General features: G+C 75.7%; 21 protein-coding genes. 9 read left to right on the top strand and 12 right to left on the bottom strand.

What is annotated here, in order from left to right:
- Window positions 1–124: 124 nt before the first annotated feature.
- Window positions 125–682: a hypothetical protein gene (locus ABQ292_RS20000; RefSeq protein ID WP_369209471.1), complete on the top strand. Its 558-nt coding sequence runs from the start codon at window positions 125–127 to the stop codon at window positions 680–682.
- Window positions 683–720: 38 nt separating this feature from the next.
- On the opposite strand, the gene ABQ292_RS20005 is transcribed toward ABQ292_RS20000, so the two are convergent.
- Complete coding sequence (locus tag ABQ292_RS20005) at window positions 721–1254, bottom strand: helix-turn-helix domain-containing protein (protein ID WP_369209472.1); 534 nt, start codon at window positions 1252–1254, stop codon at window positions 721–723.
- A 55-nt stretch (window positions 1255–1309) separates the two neighbouring features.
- Between ABQ292_RS20005 and ABQ292_RS20010 the strand changes: the two genes are divergently transcribed.
- The 4 genes from ABQ292_RS20010 to ABQ292_RS20025 all read left to right on the top strand — a co-directional run bounded on the left by ABQ292_RS20010 (window position 1310) and on the right by ABQ292_RS20025 (window position 3642).
- Complete coding sequence (locus ABQ292_RS20010; RefSeq protein WP_369209473.1) at window positions 1310–1669, top strand: hypothetical protein; 360 nt, start codon at window positions 1310–1312, stop codon at window positions 1667–1669.
- Window positions 1666–2598, top strand: a complete 933-nt coding sequence (locus ABQ292_RS20015) for an alpha/beta hydrolase family protein (protein ID WP_369209474.1) — start codon at window positions 1666–1668, stop codon at window positions 2596–2598. Before ABQ292_RS20010 ends, ABQ292_RS20015 begins: the two co-directional genes overlap by 4 nt.
- Before the next feature lie 103 nt (window positions 2599–2701).
- On the top strand, window positions 2702–3226 hold the full coding sequence (locus ABQ292_RS20020) for a cupredoxin domain-containing protein (protein WP_369209475.1): 525 nt from the start codon (window positions 2702–2704) through the stop codon (window positions 3224–3226).
- Window positions 3223–3642: a hypothetical protein gene (locus ABQ292_RS20025; RefSeq protein ID WP_369209476.1), complete on the top strand. Its 420-nt coding sequence runs from the start codon at window positions 3223–3225 to the stop codon at window positions 3640–3642. The genes ABQ292_RS20020 and ABQ292_RS20025 overlap by 4 nt, the downstream gene beginning before the upstream one ends.
- A 50-nt stretch (window positions 3643–3692) precedes the next feature.
- Here ABQ292_RS20025 and ABQ292_RS20030 read toward each other — a convergent pair whose 3' ends face one another.
- The 7 genes from ABQ292_RS20030 to ABQ292_RS20060 all read right to left on the bottom strand — a co-directional run bounded on the left by ABQ292_RS20030 (window position 3693) and on the right by ABQ292_RS20060 (window position 12186).
- Entirely contained in the window at window positions 3693–4697 is a 1005-nt protein-coding gene (locus ABQ292_RS20030) for a sugar phosphate isomerase/epimerase family protein (RefSeq protein ID WP_369209477.1), read from the bottom strand.
- Between the two features lie 86 nt (window positions 4698–4783).
- On the bottom strand, window positions 4784–5965 hold the full coding sequence (locus ABQ292_RS20035) for a Gfo/Idh/MocA family protein (RefSeq protein WP_369209478.1): 1182 nt from the start codon (window positions 5963–5965) through the stop codon (window positions 4784–4786).
- Between the two features lie 61 nt (window positions 5966–6026).
- The gene (locus ABQ292_RS20040; protein ID WP_369209479.1) at window positions 6027–7085 is read right to left on the bottom strand and encodes a substrate-binding domain-containing protein; all 1059 of its coding nucleotides are present in this window, start codon (window positions 7083–7085) and stop codon (window positions 6027–6029) included.
- A 120-nt stretch (window positions 7086–7205) separates the two neighbouring features.
- Entirely contained in the window at window positions 7206–8372 is a 1167-nt protein-coding gene (locus ABQ292_RS20045) for an ABC transporter permease (RefSeq protein WP_369209480.1), read from the bottom strand.
- Window positions 8369–9976, bottom strand: coding sequence for a sugar ABC transporter ATP-binding protein (locus ABQ292_RS20050; protein WP_369209481.1), 1608 nt, complete (start codon window positions 9974–9976; stop codon window positions 8369–8371). Before ABQ292_RS20050 ends, ABQ292_RS20045 begins: the two co-directional genes overlap by 4 nt.
- A 349-nt stretch (window positions 9977–10325) precedes the next feature.
- A complete protein-coding gene (locus ABQ292_RS20055) occupies window positions 10326–11492 on the bottom strand; it encodes an ROK family protein (RefSeq protein ID WP_369209482.1) in 1167 nt (388 codons plus the stop codon).
- Window positions 11493–11496: 4 nt separating this feature from the next.
- The gene (locus ABQ292_RS20060; RefSeq protein ID WP_369209483.1) at window positions 11497–12186 is read right to left on the bottom strand and encodes an alpha/beta fold hydrolase; all 690 of its coding nucleotides are present in this window, start codon (window positions 12184–12186) and stop codon (window positions 11497–11499) included.
- A 126-nt stretch (window positions 12187–12312) separates the two neighbouring features.
- On the opposite strand from ABQ292_RS20060, the gene ABQ292_RS20065 reads away from it, so the two are divergent.
- On the top strand, window positions 12313–13764 hold the full coding sequence (locus tag ABQ292_RS20065) for an NAD(P)/FAD-dependent oxidoreductase (RefSeq protein WP_369209484.1): 1452 nt from the start codon (window positions 12313–12315) through the stop codon (window positions 13762–13764).
- Between the two features lie 76 nt (window positions 13765–13840).
- On the opposite strand, the gene ABQ292_RS20070 is transcribed toward ABQ292_RS20065, so the two are convergent.
- From ABQ292_RS20070 to ABQ292_RS20080, 3 genes are read right to left on the bottom strand one after another with little or no spacing between them, the layout of a single operon-like run.
- Window positions 13841–14557, bottom strand: coding sequence for an alpha/beta hydrolase (locus tag ABQ292_RS20070; protein ID WP_369209485.1), 717 nt, complete (start codon window positions 14555–14557; stop codon window positions 13841–13843).
- A gap of 11 nt (window positions 14558–14568) precedes the next feature.
- Window positions 14569–15849 (bottom strand): erythromycin esterase family protein, encoded by a 1281-nt coding sequence (locus ABQ292_RS20075; protein WP_369209486.1) that lies wholly within the window; start codon window positions 15847–15849, stop codon window positions 14569–14571.
- Window positions 15849–17012: a carboxylate-amine ligase gene (locus ABQ292_RS20080; protein ID WP_369209487.1), complete on the bottom strand. Its 1164-nt coding sequence runs from the start codon at window positions 17010–17012 to the stop codon at window positions 15849–15851. The genes ABQ292_RS20075 and ABQ292_RS20080 overlap by 1 nt, the downstream gene beginning before the upstream one ends.
- Window positions 17013–17207: 195 nt before the next feature.
- Between ABQ292_RS20080 and ABQ292_RS20085 the strand changes: the two genes are divergently transcribed.
- Window positions 17208–18149 (top strand): S1C family serine protease, encoded by a 942-nt coding sequence (locus tag ABQ292_RS20085; protein ID WP_369209488.1) that lies wholly within the window; start codon window positions 17208–17210, stop codon window positions 18147–18149.
- A gap of 355 nt (window positions 18150–18504) precedes the next feature.
- A complete protein-coding gene (locus tag ABQ292_RS20090; protein ID WP_369209490.1) occupies window positions 18505–19914 on the top strand; it encodes an NAD(P)/FAD-dependent oxidoreductase in 1410 nt (469 codons plus the stop codon).
- Between the two features lie 25 nt (window positions 19915–19939).
- On the opposite strand, the gene ABQ292_RS20095 is transcribed toward ABQ292_RS20090, so the two are convergent.
- The gene (locus ABQ292_RS20095) at window positions 19940–20746 is read right to left on the bottom strand and encodes an SDR family oxidoreductase (RefSeq protein ID WP_369209489.1); all 807 of its coding nucleotides are present in this window, start codon (window positions 20744–20746) and stop codon (window positions 19940–19942) included.
- A 225-nt stretch (window positions 20747–20971) separates the two neighbouring features.
- Here ABQ292_RS20095 and ABQ292_RS20100 point away from each other — a divergent pair.
- Window positions 20972–21739, top strand: a 768-nt coding sequence (locus ABQ292_RS20100; RefSeq protein ID WP_369209491.1) for a serine/threonine-protein kinase, incomplete at its 3' end; no start/stop codon positions are given.

Here is a 21739-nt window from a genome sequence, read left to right on the forward strand (position 1 = left end):
CACACGGCGGCCTCCTTCAGCGGCCGGGCGCGGCGCGGCGGTCGCTGACCCCCTGGGGGTGTCGTCGCCGGGACGGTCGGGAAGAGTCCCCCCGACCGTCCCGACGACCCCAGCGAGGTATCCCGTGGCCCTGCCCATCACCCTGTCCGAGATCGGCCCGCGGATCTCGGCCGGCGCGTTCATCCTCAACAGCGGGCTGGGCAAGCGCGCCGCCGACGAGCAGACCGCGGCCGGCCTGCACGGTTTCGCCACCGGCACCTACCCGTTCCTCAAGAACGTCGAGCCGCGGCAGTTCGTGCAGGCGCTGTCCACCGCGGAGATCGCCATCGGCGCGGCCCTGCTGACGCCGTTCGTGCCCACCGCCGTCGCCGGCGCCGCCCTCACCGGGTTCGCCGGCGGCCTGCTCGGCCTCTACCTCAAGACGCCGGGCATGCGGAAGGAGGGCAGCCTGGCGCCGACCGAGCAGGGCCTGTCCGTCGCCAAGGACGTGTGGCTGCTCGGCATCGGCGTCGGCCTGCTCACCCGCGGCACCGTCGACCGCGGTGGCAAGCGCGTCACCAAGGCCGCCAAGACCCTAGCCAAGGCCAACAAGCGGGTCGGCCGGGCCGAGCGGAAGGCCGAGCGGAAGAAGATCGCGCAGAGGACCGCTCGCGCCGCCAGGACCGCCCGCTCCGCCGCCTGAGCCGGCCGGCCCGAGGGAGCCGGGACCACCCGGCTCCCTCAGCCCCCGGGCAGGAGCACGGTGCTCACCAGGCGCCGGCGGCGCCCCTCCCCCGGCCCGGTCGCGGTCCGGGCACGCAGCACCTCCCGCAGGTCGGCGACCAGCGCGCCGAGCTCCTCGTCGCTGAGCCACAGCGCGACCTGCCGGTAGCCGACCCCGTCCTCCGCGGGGTGGAGCCCCTCGTCGCCGGCCCCGTCGACCCAGCGGTCGAAGTCGGCCAGCAGCGCGGCCACGAACGTCCCGAAGGCGCGGCGGTGCTCCTCGGCGGTCATGCCCGCCGCCTCGTCCGGCCCGACCGAGGCGGCCTCGACCACCAGCCGGTAGGTGCGCTCGGTGCTGCCCCGCACCCGCCGCTCCGCGACCACCTCGAGGACGCCCGCGTCGGCGAGCAGGCCGACGTGCCGGTACAGCGTCGCGGCCGGGACGTCGGGCAGCTCGGCGTGCAGGTCCCCGGTGGTCATGGCCCGGTCCCCCAGGAGTGCCTGGACGACCCGGAGACGCACGGGGTGCAGCAGCAGGTCCGCAGATGCCACGCCAGCGACCTCTCTCATGATTGACAACGGTCTCGGTCTTGAGAACAATGGTGCCATGGCGACGATCCAGACGACATCCGGGACGCTGCGCGTCTCCCTCACCCGGACCGAGAAGGTCCTCGGGCTCCTGCGCGACCTCGAGGTCCCCCTGAGTGCGGTGCGCTCGGTGGCCGTCGTCCCCGACGGCCCGGCCGCCACCCGGGGGGTGCGCGCTCCCGGGCTCGGCCTGCCGGGTCTGCGGCTGATCGGGACGTGGCGGCGGCGCGGCGGCCGGACCCTGGTGAGCGTGCGCCGCGGCCGGCCCGCGGTGCGCATCGAGCTCACCGGCCAGCGCCACGACACCGTGCTCGTGTCCACCGACGACGCGGCTGCGGTCGCCGCCGCGCTGGACGCGCGCCTGGCCGCCCGGCGGTGACCGTGCGCGAGCTCGGGCTGACGGTGCTCGGCGACCCCCCGCTGGCCGGCACCCTGACCCTGCCGGACTCCCCCGGCCCCGTCCCCGCGGTGCTGCTGGCGCCGGGCTCCGGCCCGCTGGACCGGGACTCCGACCACCGGCGGGCCCGCTTCGGCGTCACCCGGGAGCTGGCCCACGCCCTCGCCGAGGGCGGCCTGGCCTCGCTCCGCTACGACAAGCGCGGCGTCGGCGGCACTCCCGGGAACTGGCGGCGGGCCGGGCTGTACGACCACGTCGACGACCTGGTGCGCGCCCGCGACGCCCTGGCCGCCCGGCCCGAGGTCGACGGCGACCGGGTGGTGCTGGCCGGCCACAGCGAGGGGGCCCTGCTGGCCGCGGCGGCGGCCGCGCGCGGGGTGCCGGTCGCCGGCGTCGTCCTCCTGGCCGGGTCGGCCACGCCGGGCGACGAGCTGCTGCGCTGGCAGGCCCGGCGGATCGCCCCGACCCTGCCGGCGCCCGTGCGCGGGCTCCTGCGGCTGCTGCGCACGGACCTGGAGCGGAAGGTGGCCGCCAACCACGAGCGCATCCGGGCCACCACCACCGACGTCGCCCGCGTCGGCGGGGTCCGCGTCAACGCGCGGTGGCACCGGGAGTTCCTGGCGCACGACCCGCGCACGGACCTGGCCCGCCTCAGCGTGCCGGTCCTCGCCGTCACCGGGGGCAAGGACCTGCAGGTCCGCCCGGAGGACCTCGACGTGATCGCGGCGACGGTGCCCGGCCCGGTCGAGACGCTCCTGGTCCCCGACCTCACCCACACGCTGCGCCGCCAGCCCGGCCCGGCGTCGATGCGCGCCTACCGCGGCGAGCTGCGCCGTCCGGTCGATCCGGAGGTGCTGGCGAGCGTGGTGGGCTGGTGCCGACGGGTGAGCGGCGTCCCGTCCGTGCCGTGATCCCGCGCCCAGGGGTTCCGCGAACTGCTTCAAGGTCGCAGGATCTCGGGCCACGGGGCGCCGCCGCCCGGCGGGGTCACCACCGGTCCCCCAGGAGGCCTGCGTGTCACACCCGACCCGCTCCACCCGCCGCGCCGCGGCGGCCACCCTGGCCCTGGCCCTCGGCCTGCTGAGCGCCTGCTCGGACTCCGGCGGGAGCGAGGACACCGCCGGCGCGGTGGCCTCGACGAGCGCCACGTCCGGGAGCGCCGCGCCCAGCAGCGCGGCTCCGGAGAGCAGTGCGCCGGCCGAGACCAGCGCCGCTGCACCGACGCCCCCGGCGGCCGGGACACCCGCCGAGGCCGAGCCCCGGGCCGTCACGGCGACCGAGGGCGAGATGTACATCGAGCTGTCCGAGGACTCCTTCTCCCCCGGCAGCTACACCATCGAGGTCGTCAACGAGGGCAACGCCACCCACGACCTGGTGGTCGAGCGGGACGGCGCGGACGTGACCGCGACCGAGAACATCGCGCCGGGCCAGTCGGCGACGCTCACGGTCACCCTCGAGGCGGGCGAGTACGTCTTCTACTGCTCCATCGGCAACCACCGCGCCATGGGCATGGAGATCCCCGTGACGGTGAGCGCATGAGCCGGGACACCGCGACCCGGACCTCGCGGACCGGCGTCGCGATCGGGCTGCTGCGACTGGCCGGCGCGGTCCTGCTGGCGGTGATCGCCCTCATCCACGGCTACCTGTGGCAGCAGGGCTACGACGGCATCGAGGTCATCGGCCCGGCGTTCCTCGTCCAGACCGTCCTCGGCGCCGGCGGCGCGCTCCTGCTGCTCGCCGCTCCGCCGCGCCTGGTGACGTGGGCGGCCGTGCTGTGCGCCGCGTTCGCCGCCGGGTCGCTGGCGGCCCTGCTCCTGTCGACGACCGTCGGGCTCTTCGGCTTCGTCGAGACCACCACGGCGACGCTGTGGTGGGAGTCGTTCTGGGTGGAGGTCGCCGCCGTCGTCGTCCTGACCGCGCTCGTGGTCCTCGCCGCCCGGCGGGCCGGCCGCTGACCCCGGGGCGGTGGACGGCGGGCCCGGCCCACCGTCCACCGCCCGCCGGCTCAGCGGGAGGAGAAGGCCGCGTCGAAGGCGGCCGCCGGCGGGTCGAAGGCCAGCCGGCGGACGAACTCCAGCGCCTCGGGGGCACCGACGAGGCGGTCCATGCCGGCGTCCTCCCACTCCACCGAGATCGGCCCGTCGTAGCCGATGGTGTTGAGCATCCGGAAGCACGCCTCCCACGGGACGTCGCCGTGGCCGGTGGACACGAAGTCCCACCCGCGCCGCGGGTCGGCCCACGGCAGGTGCGAGCCCATCCGGCCGTTGCGGCCGTTGCCCACCTGGCGCTTCGCGTCCTTGCAGTCCACGTGGTAGATCCGGTCCCTGAAGTCCCAGATGAAGGAGACCGGGTCGAGGTCCTGCCAGACGAAGTGGCTGGGGTCCCAGTTGAGCCCGAAGGCCTCCCGGTGGCCGATCGCCTCCATCGTGCGGACCGTCGTCCAGTAGTCGTAGGCGATCTCCGACGGGTGCACCTCGTGCGCGAACCGGACGCCGACCTCGTCGAAGACGTCGAGGATCGGGTTCCACCGCGCGGCGAAGTCGGCGTAGCCGTCGTCGACCATCGAGGCCGGCACCGGCGGGAACATCGCCACGGTCTTCCAGATCTTGGACCCGGTGAAGCCCACGACGGTCCTCACGCCGAGCTTCGCGGCGGCCCGGGCGGTCGTCTTCATCTCCTCCGCCGCCCGCTGCCGCACCCCCTCGGGGTCGCCGTCGCCCCACACCCGCGGGTGGACGATCGCCTGGTGCCGCTCGTCGATCGGGTCGTCGCAGACGGCCTGGCCGTTGAGGTGGTTGGAGATGGCGTGGACCGACAGGCCGTGCTTCGCCAGCAGGTCCAGACGCTCCTGCACGTAGGAGTCGTCGGTGGCGGCGCGCTCGACGTCGAGGTGGTCGCCCCAGCAGGCGATCTCCAGGCCGTCGTAGCCCCATCCGGAGGCCAGCCGGCACACCTCCTCGAACGGCAGGTCGGCCCACTGGCCGGTGAACAGGGTGACGGGACGGGGCACGGGGGTGTCCTCTCGAAGGTCTGTGGGCGGCCTCGTCCCGGGCCCCGCCGCCAGCCTGCGGGCGGTGGGGAGGACGAGGTCCTTCGTCAGGCGGGGACGTCGGTCCAGGTCGAGCGGTTCGCGGCGCTGCGCTCGACGGCGTCCAGCACCCGCTGGACCTGCAGCCCGGCGGCGAAGGACGGCGCGGGGTCCTCGTCCTTGGCGATGGCGGTCACCAGGTCCACGACCTGGTGGGTGAAGCCGTGCTCGTAGCCGAGCCCGTGGCCGGCCGGCCACCAGGCCGCGACGTAGGGGTGCTCGGGCTCGGTGACGATGATCCGGCGGAAGCCCGCCCGCTCGGCGGGCTCGGTGCCGTCGAAGAACTCGAGCACGTTCATGTCCTCGAAGTCGAAGGCCAGACTGCCCTCGGACCCGTTGACCTCGAGGCGGATCGCGTTCTTGCGGCCGAGTGCGAACCGGGTGGCCTCGAAGCTGGCCAGGGCGCCACCGGAGAGGCGGCCGAGGAACAGCGCGGCGTCGTCCACGGTCACCTCCCCCATGCCCTCGCCGGCCACCCCGGACAGCGAGCCGGCCGACGCCGGCAGCGGGCGCTGACGGACGAAGGTCTCGAGGACGGCGCTGACGCCGGTGATCGCCTGGCCGGTGACGTACTGCGCGAGGTCGACGACGTGCGCGCCGATGTCGCCGAGCGCGCCGGAGCCGGCCTTGTCCTTCTCCAGCCGCCACGACATGGGGGCGGAGGGGTCGGCGATCCAGTCCTGCAGGTACTGCGCGCGCACGTGGCGCACCTGACCGAGCCGGCCCTCGGCGACGAGCCGGCGCGCCAGCCCGATCGCCGGCACGCGGCGGTAGGTGAAGCCGACCATCGACCGCACCCCTCGGGCAGCGGCGCGGGCGGCGGCCTCGGCCATGACCTCGGCCTCGGCGACCGAGTTGGCCAGCGGCTTCTCGCACAGGACGTGCTTGCCGGCCTCCAGCGCCGCGACGGCGATCTCGGCGTGCGTGTCACCGGGCGTGCAGACGTCGACCAGGCCGACGTCGTCGCGCTCGACGACCCGCCGCCAGTCGGTCTCCACCGACGCCCAGCCCAGGCGGGCGGCGGCCTCGGTGACCCGGTCCCGGTCGCGGCCGGCGAGGACGGTCAGCTCCGGGTGCAGGGGGAGGTCGAAGAAGTGGGGGGCGGTGCGCCAGGCCTGCGAGTGCGCCGCGCCCATGAAGGCGTGACCGATCAGGCCCACCCCGAGGGTCGGCCGGTCGGGCGGGGTCATCGGGATCTCCTCGGGGAGGGAGGCGGGGCCGCCGGCGACCGGCGGCCCCGCCCCGGGCGGATCAGGACTCGAAGGCGGTGTCGATGTACTGGTCGACGTTGTCGGCGGTGACGACCGGCGCGTTGAGCACGATCTCCCGCGGGATCTCGACCTCGACCAGGTCGGAGAGGGCCTTGTCCTGCGCGATCAGCCGGGCCAGGCGCACGCCGTCGGCCGCCTGGGTCGACGGGTAGATGACCGTCGCCTGGAGCACCGAGTCGCCCTCCTGGATCGCCCGCATGGCGTTGGCCGAGCCCGCGCCGCCGACCATGAAGAACTCGTCGCGGCCGGCGTTCTCGATCGCGGCCAGCACGCCGACGCCCTGGTCGTCGTCGTGGTTCCAGATGGCGTCGATCTGCGGAGCGGCCTGGAGCAGGTTGGCCGCCGCCTCCTCGCCACCCTCGACGGTGAAGTCCGCGGCGACGCGGTTGTCGACGTTCAGCCCGCACTCGGACAGCGCGTCGGCGAAGCCCTGGCTGCGGTCCTGGGTCAGCGGCAGCGAGTCGATGCCGGCGATCTCGGCGACGACCGCGTCGGGCTGGTCGCCCAGCTGCTCGCAGACATAGGTGCCGGCGGAGACGCCCATGCCGTAGTTGTCGCCGAGGATGGTGGCGCGGGCGGCGAAGGGGCTGTCGAACTCGCGGTCGACGTTGATGACCGGGATGCCGGCCTCCATCGCCTGCAGCGCGACCGGGGTGAGCGCCGCGCCGTCGAAGGGCAGCAGCACGATGGCGTCGACGCCGTCGTTGATGAACGTCTCCACCTGACTGATCTGGGTGCTGACGTCGTTGGTGCCCTCGGCGACGACGAGCTCGACGTCCTCGTAGCCGTCGGCCTCGGCGCGGGCGGCCTCGGTGATGCCGGCCATCCAGCCGTGGTCGGCCGCCGGCGCGGAGAAGCCGATGGTGACGGTGTCGCCGGCCTCGTCGTTGTCGCTGGCGGCCGTGTTGCCGCCGCCGCCACCGCTGCCGGAGTCCTCCGGGGTGTTGCTGGTGCAGCCGGCCACGAGCACGCCTGCGCTGAGCAGGGCGACCGTGGCGTACGGCAGACGGCGGAACGGACGCTGCCTCGTTGCAGACATGCTCTCTCCTCGGTAGATCGCCCCCTGTCCGGGAGCCGGGTGGGACGCCACCGGACGGGAGGTCCGGCGGGTGGTGCCGCCGGCGCGCGGGACCGCGCGCCGGGCTGTCAGGGGGGTGGGTCAGAGGGTCTTGCCGGTCGAGGCCGGCTGGGTGCCGCCCGGGCCGCCCTCGGCGGTGGTGCCGCCGGACACCGCCCCGGAGGGCGAGCCGCTCAGCACCGGTCCGCCGGCCGAGCCCCCGGAGGAGGGCCGGCGGAAGCTGAAGCCCCCGGTGGCGATGCGCTGCTGCAGCAGGACGGCGGCGACGATGATCACGCCGCGGGCGACGGCCTGGGCCGAGCTCGACAGGTTGTTGAGCGTGAAGACGTTGCCCAGCGTGGTGAAGATCAGGACGCCGAGGACGGTGCCGACGATCGTCCCGCGGCCGCCGATGAGCAGCGTGCCGCCGATGACGACCGCGGCGATGGCGTCGAGCTCGTAGAGCGTGCCGTGGGTCGAGCTGCCCGTCGTCGTCCGCGCCATGAGCATCACGGCGGCGATGCCGCAGCAGATGCCGGAGAGCACGTAGAGCTTGACGGTGTGCCGCTGCACCCGGATGCCGGCCAGCCGGGCGGCCTCGGCGTTGCCGCCCACGGCGAAGGTGCGCCGGCCGAACGTGGTCCGGTTGAGCAGCACCCACCCCGCGGCGGCGACCAGCGCGAAGATGATCACCAGCGTCGGGATGCCGAGCACGTCACCGGCGAAGAAGGACAGGAAGTCCCGGTCGCGGACGATCTGGGTGCGGCGGTTGGCGATGATCTCGGCCAGGCCGCGGGCGGCGGCGAGCATCGCCAGCGTGGCGATGAAGGCGGCGAGCCTCCCGTAGGCGATGACCACCCCGTTGACCAGGCCGGCCACCGCGCCGACGACCAGCGCGGTGAAGACCATGACGATCCAGTGCACGTCCTCGGCCATCTGCTGGGTGGCCAGCGTCGTCGCCCAGATCGACGCCAGCGCGACCAGCGCGCCGACCGACAGGTCGATGCCGCCGCCGATGATCACGAACGTCATCCCGACGCTCACCACGCCGATGACCGAGGCCGCCCGCAGGATGGTCAGGACGTTGTCGACGTCGGCGAAGCGGTCACCCGCGGTGGCCACGCCGACGATGCAGAGGATCGCCAGCGCGACGACCAGGCCCAGGTTGCGGCCCACCGGGCCGGCCAGGAACCCGCCGCCGGAGCGTTCCCGGCGGCCGGCACCGGCCTCGCCCGTGCCCGTCGTCAGGGCGGTGCTGCCCTCGCTCATGCCACGGTCCCTTCGTGCTGCGTCTTCTCGAGGCGTGTCGTGTCGTGCGGTGTGATCGGGACGCCGTGCGTGGTCGTCCCCTGCATCACCAGGTCGAGCACCCGGTGCTCGTCGAGTGCGTCGGCCGGCTCCTCGGCCAGCACCCGGCCCTCGGCGAGCACGAGGACGCGGTCGGCCAGGCCGAGCACCTCGGGGATCTCGCTGGAGACGACGACGACGGCGACACCGCGGTCGGCGAGGTCGCGCACCAGCGCGTAGATCTCCGAGCGGGCGCCGACGTCGACGCCGCGGGTGGGCTCGTCGAGCAGGAGCACCTTGCAGTCGCGCAGCAGCCAGCGGGCCAGGACGACCTTCTGCTGGTTGCCGCCGGAGAGGGTGCGCACCTCGCGGGTCTCGTCGGTCGGGCGCACGTCGAGGGAGCGGACCTGCTCGCGGGCGGCCGCCCGCTCGGCGGACCCGGAGAGGAGGCCGGCGCGGGAGAACCGGGCCAGGCTGGAGATGGTGATGTTGCGGGCGACGGACTCGCCGAGCAGCAGCGCCTGGCTCTTGCGCTCCTCGGGGGCCAGCCCCACCCCGGCGGCGACCGCGGCGCCGACGTCACCGCGCCGCAGCCGGCGGCCGGCCACCCGGACGGTCCCGCCGGTCGCGTGCCGGGCGCCGTAGACGGTCTCGAGGACCTCCGAGCGGCCCGAGCCCACGAGCCCGGCCAGCCCGACGATCTCGCCGGGCCGGACCGCGAAGGACACCCCGGAGAAGGTGCCGTGCAGCGCGAGGTCCTCGACCTCGAGCAACGGCTCCGGGTCGCCGACCACGGGACGGCGGCGCTCGGGGAAGACGTACTCGATGGTGCGGCCGGTCATCAGCGTGATGACCTCGCGGGTCGGCGTCTCGCGCGCGGGCAGCCCGGTGGCGACCGTCCGGCCGTCCTTGAGGACGGTGATCCGGTCGCCGATCTCGCGGATCTCCTCCAGCCGGTGGGAGATGTAGACGACCGCGACGCCCTCGGCGGTGAGGTCGCGGATGACGGTGAAGAGGCGCTGGACCTCCTCGTTGTCGAGGACGGCGGAGGGCTCGTCCATGATGATCAGCCGCGCGTCCTGCGAGAGCGCCCGCGCGATGCTGACCATCTGCTGCGACGCCGCCGACAGCGAGCCGACCTCCGCACCCGGCCGGATCTCGGGGTGGCCGAGCCGGGTGAGCAGCGCGGCGGCCCGCCGGTTGATCTCGCCGGGGAAGGTGAGCCCGAAGCGGGACTGCTCACGGCCGAGGAAGACGTTGTCGGCCACGGTGAGCCCGGCGACGAGGTCGAGCTCCTGGTAGATCGTGGCGATGCCGAGCCGCAGCGCGGCCTGGGGGTTCCCCAGTGACACCTGCTCGCCTCGCCAGTGGATGACGCCCTCGTCGGGCTGGTGGGCGCCGGCGAGCACCTTGATCAGCGTCGACTTGCCCGCGCCGTTCTGGCCGAGCAGGCAGTGCACCTCACCCGTCCGGACGTCGAGGTCGACGCCGCCGAGCGCCCGGACGCCCGGGAAGGTCTTGACGATGCCCTGCATCTCGAGCAGCGGCGCCTCGCGCAGCGCTGCCTCCTGTGCCGGGGCGGTCACCGGGCGGCTCCCCCGGAGCCGCCGCCGGTCCGGCGTCGTCTCTCGCTGACCACGGCGTCACTCCCAACTTCTGCTCATCGTTGACCATTAGTCCGCTGAGCGCAGAACATATGAGGTGGGCAACAGACGGTCAAGCCCCTGCCCGTCCGGTTACCGAATCGGGATGAACCGCGGTCCTGCCGGACCGCACCGCGACCTGGTGCCGTGGGCGACCACGTGGAGCCGCTGCCGTTCGGCCCTCCTGCAGGGGCCCGCCGCCGCGAGCCTCGATCGGCCCTCCTGCAGGGGCCCGCCGCGAGCGTGCGAGTGGTGGGGGGCAGGGGGGTCCTTCGAGGGGCAGGAGGGCCCTTCAGCGGGCGATCGCCTGGAGGACCGAGTCCTCGTCGAGGTAGCCCTCGATGGCCATGAGCGCGGCGCCGACGCGGCCCGACAGGTCGGGGGCGTCGCTCACGGTGATCTCGAGCGCGCGGGCGGCCAGGGGCATGGAGCGGCCGTAGACCGCCTCACGGATGCCGGCGAGGAGGGGCGCGCCGGCCTGGGCCACCCCGCCGGTCATGACGATCCGGTGCGGGTTGAAGAAGTTGACCAGGGCCGCGAGCACGGTCCCGATGGTCCGGCCGGCGCTGCGGACCAGCTCGAGCGCCGGCCCGTCCCCCTGCGCGGCGCGCTCGACCACCTCGCGGGTGCTGGTCACCGGCAGGCCGGCGGCGACCGCGTCGCGCAGCAGCGCACCACCGCCGGCGATGGCCTCGAGGCAGTTCTCGTTGCCGCAGCGGCACAGCACCGTCCGGCCGTCGGGCTGCGGGACGTGGATGTGCCCGATGTCCCCCGCGCTGCCCTGCGCGCCCCGGTAGACCGTGCCGTCGACGATGACCCCGCAGCCGATGCCGGTGCCGACCTTGACGACGAGGACGTCCTGCGCCGACCCCGCGACGCCCATCTCGCCCAGGGCCATGACGTTCACGTCGTTGTCGACGTAGACGGGGCACTCGTAGCGGCCGAACGCGCTGGGGATCGGGTGGTCGTGCCAGCCGGGCATGATCGGCGGGTGCGACGGCCGCCCGGTCGAGAACTCGACCGGGCCCGGGATGCCCACGCCCACGGCGCACACGTCGGCCGGCGTCAGCCCGGCCTCGGCCAGCACCCGCTGCGCCAGCCGGTCTACCTCGGCCAGCACCGGACCGGGACCGTCGGCGATGTCGATGGGGTGCCCGACGGTGGCGAGGATCTGCGCCGACAGGTCGGTGACCGCGACGTCGACGCTCGTGACGCCGAGGTCGACGGCGAGCACGCACCCGGCCCGGCTGTTGAACCGCAGCAGCGTGGGCGGCCGGCCACCGGTGCTCCAGCCGCGGCCGCCCTCCTCGAGGAGGCCGGCGGCGATCAGCTGGTCGACCCGCGCGCTGACGGTGTTGCGCGCGGCCCCGGTCAGTGCGACCAGCTCGGCCCGGCTCCGGGCGCGGCCGGTGCGCACGTGGTGCAGCAGCGCGCCGGCCGAGGCGGAGGAGGTGGCCACGCGGTCATGGTGACACGACGTCCGCCCGGTTCCCGCCGCTCGGCCCGGACACCTCCGCGAGAGCCGTCCGCAGGACGGCGGCGACGTCGTCCGGGTGTGTCTGCACGGTCATGTGCGCCGCGCCCGGCAGCTCGACCACCCGGCCCCGTGGCGCGGCGGCGGCCACCTGCCGCGCCCAGTCGGCGCGGCACAGCCGGTCGCGGGTGCCGCGGACGACGGTCACCGGCACCCGGACGATGCGCAGCCGGGCGTCGATGGGGTCGGGCGCGGCGACCCGCCACAGCGCCCGCATCGCCCGCGGGCCGGTCGACAGCCACTGCACCAGGACCAGCGGCACCTGCCACCACGGCTCGCGGACCGCCGTCCGCACCCACCAGCCGGCCAGCCGGGGCAGCGCGCGCAGCCGCGGGTCGGTCGTCGGCCCGAGCAGGACCACGCCGGTCACCCGCGGGTCGACGGCGGCCGCGGCCACCACCTGGCAGCTCTGCGAGTGGCCGACCAGCACGACCGGCCCGGCGCCCAGGCGCCCCCGCAGCCGGGCGGCCAGCACGTCCACGTGCGGAACGGGTGCAGACCGGCCCATCCCGGGTAGGAGGACGACGTCGGCGGGCACCCGCCGGCGCAGCCGCGACGACGATCGTCCGTCCAGCCCCAGGCCCGGGACCAGCACGAGCCGGGGGATGACGGTGGGCACCGGCCCGGTTGTACTGGTCGACGGCGCCGACCGCGAACGGACCGGACGGCGGCCGTGAGGGGGATCACCCCCTCGGCCGGCCCGCCGGCGGACGCTGAGGCCCCCCACAGGGAAGGATCAGTCATCATGACGACATCACCTGCGCCCACCACTGCCGGCACCCCCGCGACCGGCCGGCCGCGGGTGGTCGTCGTCGGCTCCGGCTTCGGCGGCCTGTTCGCCGCCAAGGCCCTGCGCAAGGCCCCGGTCGACGTCACCGTCATCGGCAAGACCGGCCACCACCTGTTCCAGCCGCTGCTCTACCAGGTGGCCACGGGCATCCTGTCCGAGGGCGAGATCGCCCCGGCCACGCGCGAGGTGCTCCGCCACCAGAGCAACGCCCGGGTGGTGCTCGGCGAGGTCGTCGACGTCGACCTCGCCGCCCGCACGGTGACCTCGACGGTCCTGGGCCGCACCACGGTGCACCCCTACGACGAGCTCGTCGTCGCCGCCGGCGCCGGGCAGTCCTACTTCGGCAACGACCACTTCGCCGAGTTCGCCCCGGGCATGAAGAGCGTCGACGACGCCCTCGAGCTGCGCGGGCGCATCTTCGGCGCCTTCGAGCTGGCCGAGCTCGCCACCGACCAGGCCGAGATCGACCGGCTGATGACCTTCGTCGTCGTCGGCGCGGGCCCCACCGGCGTGGAGATGGCCGGGCAGATCGCCGAGCTGGCCCACCGCACGCTGCGCCGCGACTTCCGCTCGATCGACCCGCAGCGGGCGCGGATCATCCTGCTCGACGCCGCACCGCAGGTGCTGCCGCCGTTCGGCCCGAAGCTGGGGGAGAAGGCCCGCCGACACCTCAACGAGATCGGCGTGGAGGTCCAGCTCGGCTCGATGGTCACCGACCTCGACGCCGACGGCCTCACCGTCAAGGACGCCGACGGCGAGCTGCGCCGCATCCCCGCGGCCACCAAGGTGTGGGCGGCCGGTGTCCAGGCCAGCCCGCTGGGCCGGCTGCTGGCCGACCAGACCGGCGCCGAGGTCGACCGCCCCGGCCGCATCTCGGTGCAGCCCGACCTGACGCTGCCCGGACACCCCGAGGTGCACGTCATCGGGGACATGGCCAACCACCCCGACAAGCTGCCCGGCGTGGCCCAGGTGGCCATCCAGGGCGGGCGCTACGCCGCCGACCAGATCCAGCGGCGGCTCGCGGGCAAGGCGCCCCGGGGCCCGTTCCGCTACCGCGACAAGGGCAACATGGCGACCATCTCGCGGTTCTCCGCCGTCGCCGACATCAAGAACATGAAGTTCGAGGGCTTCATCGCCTGGGTGATCTGGCTGGTGGTGCACCTCTTCTACATCATCGGCTTCAAGAGCCGGGTCACCACGGTGCTGCACTGGATGGTCAGCTTCCTCGGCCGCGGGCGCTCGCAGCGGGTCGCCACCCAGCAGCAGGTCTACGGCCGCCTGGCACTGGAGAAGCTGGGTGCCGGCTTCGCGACCTCGAAGACCGGCGGGCCCAAGGACCACCCGGTCGAGCCCGACACGGTCAACCCCGACCAGCAGCACGACATGGTCGGCCGCCGCACCGCCTAGCTCGTCCACGGCCCCCTCCAGGGCGTCCCCGAGCGTGCGAGGGGACCCAGGAGGGGGTCCTTTCTCCGCCCGGCCTTCAGCCGGGCGGGCCGAGCCACGTCCGCAGCGCCGCGGTGACGAGGTCCGGCATGACCAGGTGGCCGCCGTCGAACTCCTCGTAGACGACGTCGTACCCGGCCGTGGCCAGGTCGCGCGACACCCGCCGCCCGCAGCGCGCCACCGGCAGGACCCGGTCGTGGGTGCCGTGGGAGATCCAGACCCGCGGGCGGCCGTCGCGGCCGGGCGGGGCGACGAAGCCGGGCGAGAAGGCCAGCAGCGCCTCGAACAGGCCGCCGTTGGCCAGGCCCAGCGAGAGGGCGTACGAGGCGCCGTCGGAGAACCCGCCCAGCGCCACGCGCGACACCGCCACCCCGGCGGCCACCTGCTCCAGCGCGGCGTCGAGGACGGCGACGTCGCGACCGAGCCCGCCGGCGAGCAGGTCCCACGTGGCGGCCACCGAGGTCGTCGCGAGCACCACGACCCCCCGCGAGGTGGCCACGTCGCCCACCGCGCCCAGGCTCTGCCCGGCGTTCCCGCCGGCGCCGTGGCAGAAGACCAGCAGCGGCCGGGGTCCGGGAGGGCCGTCGGGCACCGCGACCAGCGCCTCGGCTCCTGCGAGGTCGAGCGTGGTGGTGCCGGGAGGGAGCGGCGGCCCGGCCGGGTCGGTCCCGGGGCGGGTGCCGAGGCGGCCGTCGCGCGCCGGTCGCGGCCCCGTGCCGGGTCCCGCCGCGGGCGTGCGGGTGGTGGGGGGCACGGGGTCCTCCGTCAGACCGTGTGCGCCATCGGCGGCACGTGCTCGTCGGGCCGCTCCAGGTGCAGCGGCTGCAGGGGCGTCGTCTCCTCCAGGTGCAGGAAGGCGTCGTAGCGCTCGCCGAGCACGGTGGGCACGTAGTTGCCCCAGCGCTCGCGCTCGGGCCGGTAGACGACGCCGATCGCGCGGTGCCCGAGCCGCCGGTCCAGCCAGGCCGGGCGCTCGCCCCGCGGGACGACGACCAGCGCGTCCCGGCCGACCTCCCGGTGCAGCAGGTCCTCCAGGCTCCCCTCGCGGGCCGGGGGCACGGTCATCCGCTGCATCTGCGCACCCCACTGGTGCCCGGCGATCACACCGCCGCGGTGCCCGCCGAAGCCGACCAGGACGACGTCGTCGGTGCCGTGCCGCTCGCGCAGCAGCTGGCCGACGTTGGTCATGCCGGCGTCGGCCATGTCGGTGGCCCGCGCGTCCCCGACGTGCGTGTTGTGCTCCCAGACGACGGCCCGCGCGCCGGTGTGCGCCAGCAGCCGGTCGAGGGTGTCGGCCATGTGCACGTCGCGGACGTTCCACGACTCCGCCGAGCCCCCGACCATCGCCCGGTAGTAGCGCTCGGCCCCGGCGACGACGGCGGCGTTCTGCTCGGCGGCGAACCGGTCGGCGGCGTCGTCCCCGCCGGCCGCCGCGCCGCGCTCCTCGCACAGCCGGCGCAGCAGGTCGACCACGGTCGCCTCGCACGTCGAGGGCGCGAACCGGCTGGCGAAGGCGTACTCGGCGCCGTCCTCGCCGAAGGGCTCGAAGCAGCGCAGGGCCTGCCGCGCGGCCTCGACGTGGCCGGGCTCGTTGTCCTGCACCCAGGCCAGCAGCTCGTGCATCGAGTCCCAGAGGCTGTAGACGTCGAGGCCGGCGAAGCGGACGCGGGCGGCCTCGGGGCGGGCGGCGTTGTGGTCGCGCAGCCAGCGGCAGGAGTCGACGACGTCGTCGTTGGCCCACATCCACGTCGGCCACCGGGAGATCGCGTCGAGCGCCGTCCGGGGGTCGGCGTCGGCACCGGGCCGCAGCCGGACGCTGCGGTCGACCCGGGTGCAGTCGGGCCAGTCGCCCTCGACGGCGACCAGCCCGAAGCCGTGCTCCTCGACCAGCCGGCGGGTCAGCGCCGCGCGCCAGGCGTAGTACTCGTGCGTGCCGTGGCTGGCCTCGCCGACCGCGACCACCCGCGCGTCCCCGATCCGCTCGAGCAGCGGGTCGAGGTCACCGGCGTCGCGCAGCGGGAGGGCGAGCTCCCGGATCCCGTCCATCAGGTCCTCCCGGCCGCTCCCTCGCGGACGACCTGCTCGGCGACCGCCCGGCGGTCGCCCGTGCGCAGCCAGGTGCTCCGCTGCCGCGCCGCCGAGGTACCCCGGCCGAGCAGGTCCTGCACGCGCGCGGTGACCTCGTCCCACTCGCCGGCGTCGGCGAGGTCGGCCTCGAGCTCGGCGAGCAGCGCGCCGACGGCCGCGCCCGGGTCGACCAGCTCACCGCGCAGCGGGTCGAACAGCGGGGCGGACAGACCCGAGCGCGCCGCCCGCCAGCGGGCCGCCCGCAGCTGCTCCGGCCGCAGCTCCGGCACCGGTTCGCCGCGCCACGCCCGCCCGGCCAGCACCCGCACCAGCGAGCGGACCAGCGCGGCGTGCAGGACGGCGTCGTCGAGGGTGGTGCAGACGTCGGCCAGCCGGAACTCCAGCGTGGGCAGCCGGGCCGAGGGGCGCACGTCCCAGTACAGGTGCGAGCCGTCCTCGACCACTCCCGAGGCGACCAGCCCGGCCAGCACCCGGCGGTAGCCGTCGGCGTCGCCGAGCGGCTCGGGTGCCCCGGCGTGCGGGAACCGGGTCCACCACAGCGTCCGCCAGGACTCGTAGCCGGTGTCCACCCCGTCGTGGAACGGGGAGCTGCCGGTCATCGCCAGCAGCACCGGCAGGTAGGGCCGCGTGCGGTCGAGGACGGCGACGGCGGTGTCGAGGTCGGGGACGCCGACGTGGACGTGGCAGCCGCAGATGTCCTGCTGGCGCGCCAGGCCCGCCCAGCGCTCGACCATCGCCTCGTACCGCCGCCCCGGCGTCACCGGCATCGTGTGCCAGGAGCTCCACGGGTGGGTGGAGGCGGGCAGCAGCACCAGCCCGTCGCGCGCGGCGGCCGCGGCCGCCTCGGCGCGGGCGCCGAGGAGCTCGGCGCGCAGCTGCGCGAGCGAGGTGCACACGCCGGTGGCGGTCTCCAGCTGCGTGGTCGCGATCTCCGGGTGCACGTGCGGACCGGCCTCGCCGGCCAGTGCCGCCGCGGACGCCCGCGGTCCGGGCGTCACCTCGAGGGTGCCGGGGTCGACGAGGTGGAACTCCTCCTCGACGCCGAGGGTGCGCCCGACGGCGCCGCGCTGCTGCGTCCTGGTGGACCCACGCTCGCCGGGGTGCTGGCCGTCGCTGTCCACGCCCCTCCTCGGTGCCGGTCCGGTCGCCGGGGAGGCCGACGCTACGGCCGCGTCGTCCGGGTCGCACCCGCTCACCCGGGCACGACCCGGACCCCGCTCCGGCTGATCGCTCACGGCGTAGCGCAGGGGGTGGCACCGGAGGCCGGGACAGGCGTCTCCTGGTCGGTGCAACTGTGTAATCAGAGGAGGTGCGTCGTGAGCCGACCGGACACCGACGCGGCGCTGGACGCCTACTCGCAGGTGGTCACCGCGGTGGCCGCCGACCTCGGCACGCACGTGGCCGCGCTGCAGGTCACCTCCCCCGACGGCCGCCCCGGAGCGGGCTCGGCGGTGGTCGTCCCCGGCGACGGGCTGCTGCTCACCAACGCCCACGTCGTCGGCCGCGCGCGCTCCGGGCGCGCGGTGTTCGGCGACGGCAGCGAGACGCCGGTCGAGGTGGTGGGCACCGACCCGCTGTCCGACCTCGCCGTCGTCCGCGCGACCGACGGCGCGCCCGAGCCGGCCGTGCTCGGCGACGCCGCCGGTCTGCGGGTCGGGCAGCTCGTCGTGGCCGTGGGCAACCCGCTCGGGCTGGCCGGGTCGGTCACCGCCGGCGTGGTCAGCGGGCTGGGCCGGTCGCTGCCCACGCGCGACGGGCGGACCGCGCGCGTGGTCGAGGACGTCATCCAGACCGACGCCGCGCTCAACCCCGGCAACTCCGGCGGCGCGCTGGCCGACTCCGCCAGCCGGGTGGTCGGCATCAACACCGCCGTGGCCGGGTGGGGCCTGGGCCTGGCCGTCCCGGTGAACGACACCACCCGCCGGATCATGGCCACCCTCGTGCGGGACGGCCGCGTGCGGCGGGCCTACCTCGGCCTGGTCAGCAGCCCGGCTCCGCTGCCCGCGCCGCTCGCCGAGCGCACCGGGCGGCGCCGGGGACTGCGGGTGGTCGACGTCGTCGCCGGTTCACCGGCCGACCGGGCGGGACTGCGGGCCGGCGACCTCGTGCTCGAGGCCGGCCGCGCCCCGGTGGCCGAGGCGCAGAGCCTGCAGCGGCTGCTGTTCGCCGAGGCGGTCGGCCGGCCGCTGCCGGTCACGGTGTACCGGCGCGGCGCGATGGTCGACGTCATCGCCGTCCCCACCGAGCTCACCGGCTGACCCCCTCCGTCCGGGGCCGCGAGGGCCGCGACCCCACGGATGGCGCCCACCCGTGACGGTGCCCCGGCGCGGCTGCCCGGAGGTGCCGAGGTCATGGGCCTGGGGTGCTCGCTCGTCGCCCCGGGCGTGCCAACCGCCGTGCGTGCGGCCTCGACGAGCTCCTCGCCCGCGCCGACGCCGCCCCCTACCGCGCCGGGCGCGCCCGCCGCTGGACCGGCCGCGGTAGCGCTCCCCCACCCCTGGGTGCCGACGCGCCCGGGAGCGGACCGCCGCGCGCCGGCAGCCGGTCCGGACGGCCGCGCACCGTGGCAGCGTGCGTCCTGCCCGGCAGCCGGTCGCTTGCGCCGGCCCGGGCGTGGAGACGGCGATGGCCTCGATCGTGGTGTGCGGCGGCGGCGTGGTGGGCCTCAGCGCGGCGATGATGCTGGCCCGGGACGGCCACGAGGTCACCGTCCTGGAGTCCGACCCCGACGGCGCCCCGGCCACGCCGGCGGAGGCCTGGGACGCGTGGCGCCGGAGCGGCGTCGCCCAGTTCCATCAGCCGCACACGGTGTTCCCTCGCTTCCGCGCCGTCGCCGACGAGGAGCTGCCCGGGCTGACCGACCGGCTGCTCGACGCCGGGTGCGTCTGGGTGGACCGACTCACCTCGATGCCGCCCTCGCTCACCGACCGTGCACCGCGACCCGGTGACGAGCGGCTGCTCGGCGTCACCGGGCGCCGGCCGGTCGTCGAGTCGGCCGTGGCCGCCGCGGCCGAGGACGCGCCGGGGGTCACCGTGCGCCGTGGCGTCCGGGTGGCCGAGCTGCTCCCCGGCACGCCGGCGCTGGACGGGGTCCCGCACGCGGCCGGGGTCCGGACGACGACCGGCGAGGACGTCCGTGCGGACCTCGTCGTCGACGCCACCGGCCGGCGCAGCCCGTCGACGGGCTGGCTGGCCGCGCTCGACGCCCACCCGCCGGCGACACGGGCGCAGGACTCGGGGTTCGTCTACTACACCCGCTACTTCACCGGGCCGCAGCGACCGGCCGCGTTCGGACCGCCGATCTGCCCGCTGGGCAGCATCTCGGTGCTGACGCTGGACGGCGACAACGACACCTGGTCGGTGACCGTCTTCGCGCAGAGCGGGGACGCGCCGCTCAAGACCCTGCGCGTCCCGGAGGTCTTCGACCGCGTCGTCGGGGCATGCCCGTTGCAGGCCCACTGGCTCGACGGGCAGCCCATGGGGGGCGTGCTGCCGATGGCCGGCGGCCTGGACTGCTCCCGGCGCTTCGTCGTCGACGGCCGGCCGGTGGTGACCGGGTTCGCCGCCGTCGGGGACGCCTGGGCCTGCACCAACCCGTCGGCCGGCCGCGGGCTGTCGGTGGGGCTCGTGCACGCCGCACTGCTGCGCCACCTGGTCGCCACGCACCTCGACCGGCCCGCCGACCTGGCCGTGGCCTGGGACGAGGCCACCGAGCGCACGGTCGGGCCGTTCGTCGAGGAGCAGCTGGTCGAGGACCGGTCGCGGCTGGCCGGGATGGCCGCCGCCCGGGAGGGACGGCCACCGCCGCCGCCGCCGCCCGCACTCGCCGCCTTCCTCGGCGCCGCCGGGCAGGACGCCGACCTCTTCCGCACGATGATCGAGTACCGGACGTGCATGGCGCCGCTGGCCGAGGTGCTCGACCGGCCCACGGTCCGCGAGCGGGTGGCCACGGCGGAGCGCCGTCCGCCGAACCCCTTCCCCGGCCCCGACCGCGGCCGGCTGCTGGAGCTCCTGGCCGGGTGATCGCCGGCGCGTGCCGGGTGAGCCGTCAGGGGCGGCGCCAGTCGTCGGAGGTCATGTGCGAGCCGGCCATCGGGCCCATCTGCAGCATGCCGCCGTCGACGGCGTAGGAGGACCCGGTCACGTAGGACGCCTGCGGCGAGGCGAGGAAGGCGACGACGGCGGCCACCTCGTGGGCGTCACCGGGCCGGCCGACCGGGACGCCGGGCCGCTCGTGCCCGGGCGCGGTGGGGTCCTCGTCCTCCTGGCCGGTCATCGGGGTGGCGATCTCGCCCGGGGCGACCGCGTTGACCGTGATCCCGTGCTCGGCCAGCTCGATGGCCGCCACCCGGGTGAGCAGCCCCAGGCCGCCCTTGGCCGCGCAGTAGGCGGCGGCGCCCACGCGCGGCTGGTGCTCGTGGACGCTGGTGATGTTGACGATCCGCCCGCCCCGGCCGGCGGCCACCATCCGTCTCGCCGCGCGCTGCAGGCAGAGGAACGCCGCGTCGAGGTCGGTCGCCAGCACCTCGCGCCAGGTCTCGTAGTCGGTGTCGAGGAGCGACGTCGCGTGGCCGGTGCCGGCGTCGTTGACCAGCACGTCGATGCCGCCGAGCGCGTCGGCCAGCTCGTCGACCACGGCGGCGGCACCGGGCAGCAGCCGCAGGTCGACCGGGCGGACCTCCGCGCGCCGGCCGCGCGAGCGCACCTCCTCGGCCGTGCCCTGCGCGGCGACCTCGTCGCGGTACCAGGTGATGCCGACGTCGCACCCCTGCTCGGCCAGCGCGACCGCGACGGCCCGCCCGATGCCCGACTCCGACCCGGTGACGACCGCGACGCGGCCCGCTGCACCCGTCATGGCCCCATGCTCGGCGTGGCGGCCGGTCCCCGCCGGGCGACCCCTCACCGTGCGCAGTCCGTCCGCGACCGGCTGGTGCGCCCGCCCGCGCGTCGCCACGTCGCCCGGCAGGCCGGCCGATCGGCACGAACACTCGGGTGGTGACGGAGCCACCCGTCACCACCGGCTCCACCGGGAGACGTCCTGCTCCTCCAGACCTTCGGCCCCTACGAGCTGGACGAGCTCCTGGGCCACGGCCGCACGGGCGAGGTCCACCGCGCCTGGGACACCCGCCGCCACCGCACCGTCGCGCTCAGACTGCTCCTGCCCGAGCTGACCCACGACGAGCAGTTCCGTGCCCGTCTCCACCGCGACTGCCAGGCCGCCGCGGAGCTCGACGAGCCGCACGTCGTCGCCGTGCACGACTTCGGCGAGATCGACGGCCGGCTCTACGTGGACACGGAGCTCGTCGACGGGCGGGACCTGGCCGCGGTGCTCGCCGCCGACGGCCCCCTCCCGGCCGACCGGGCCGTCGACGTCGTCGCACAGGTCGCGGCCGCGCTCGACGCCGCGCACGCCCACGGGCTCGTGCACGGCGACGTGAGGCCGTCCCACGTCCTGCTGTCCGGGCACAGCGCCCGTCCGCAGTGCCACCTGACCGGCTTCGGCACCGGTGGGTCCGCCGGGGCACTCGGGTACGTCGCTCCCGAGCACCTGACCGGCCGGCCCGCCGACCACCGGGTCGACGTCCACGCGCTGGCCTGCCTCCTCCACGAGGCGCTCACCGGCAGGCCCCCCTCCCGCGGCACCGACGTGACGGAGCCGGACGCTGCGCACCTCGACCGCGTGCCGCCGCGCCCCTCCGAGGCGGTGCCCTCCGTGCCGCGGGCGCTGGACGACGTCGTGGCGCGCGGCACGGCCGAGGACCCCGACGAGCGCCACCCCAGCGCGGGGGCGCTGGCGCTGGCCGCCCGCGCCGCGCTCCGCCCGGTGCCACCCGCACGCCCCACCGTC

Origin of the sequence: Geodermatophilus maliterrae (assembly GCF_041018925.1) — a bacterium.
Classification (GTDB): Bacteria; Actinomycetota; Actinomycetes; order Mycobacteriales; family Geodermatophilaceae; genus Geodermatophilus; species Geodermatophilus maliterrae.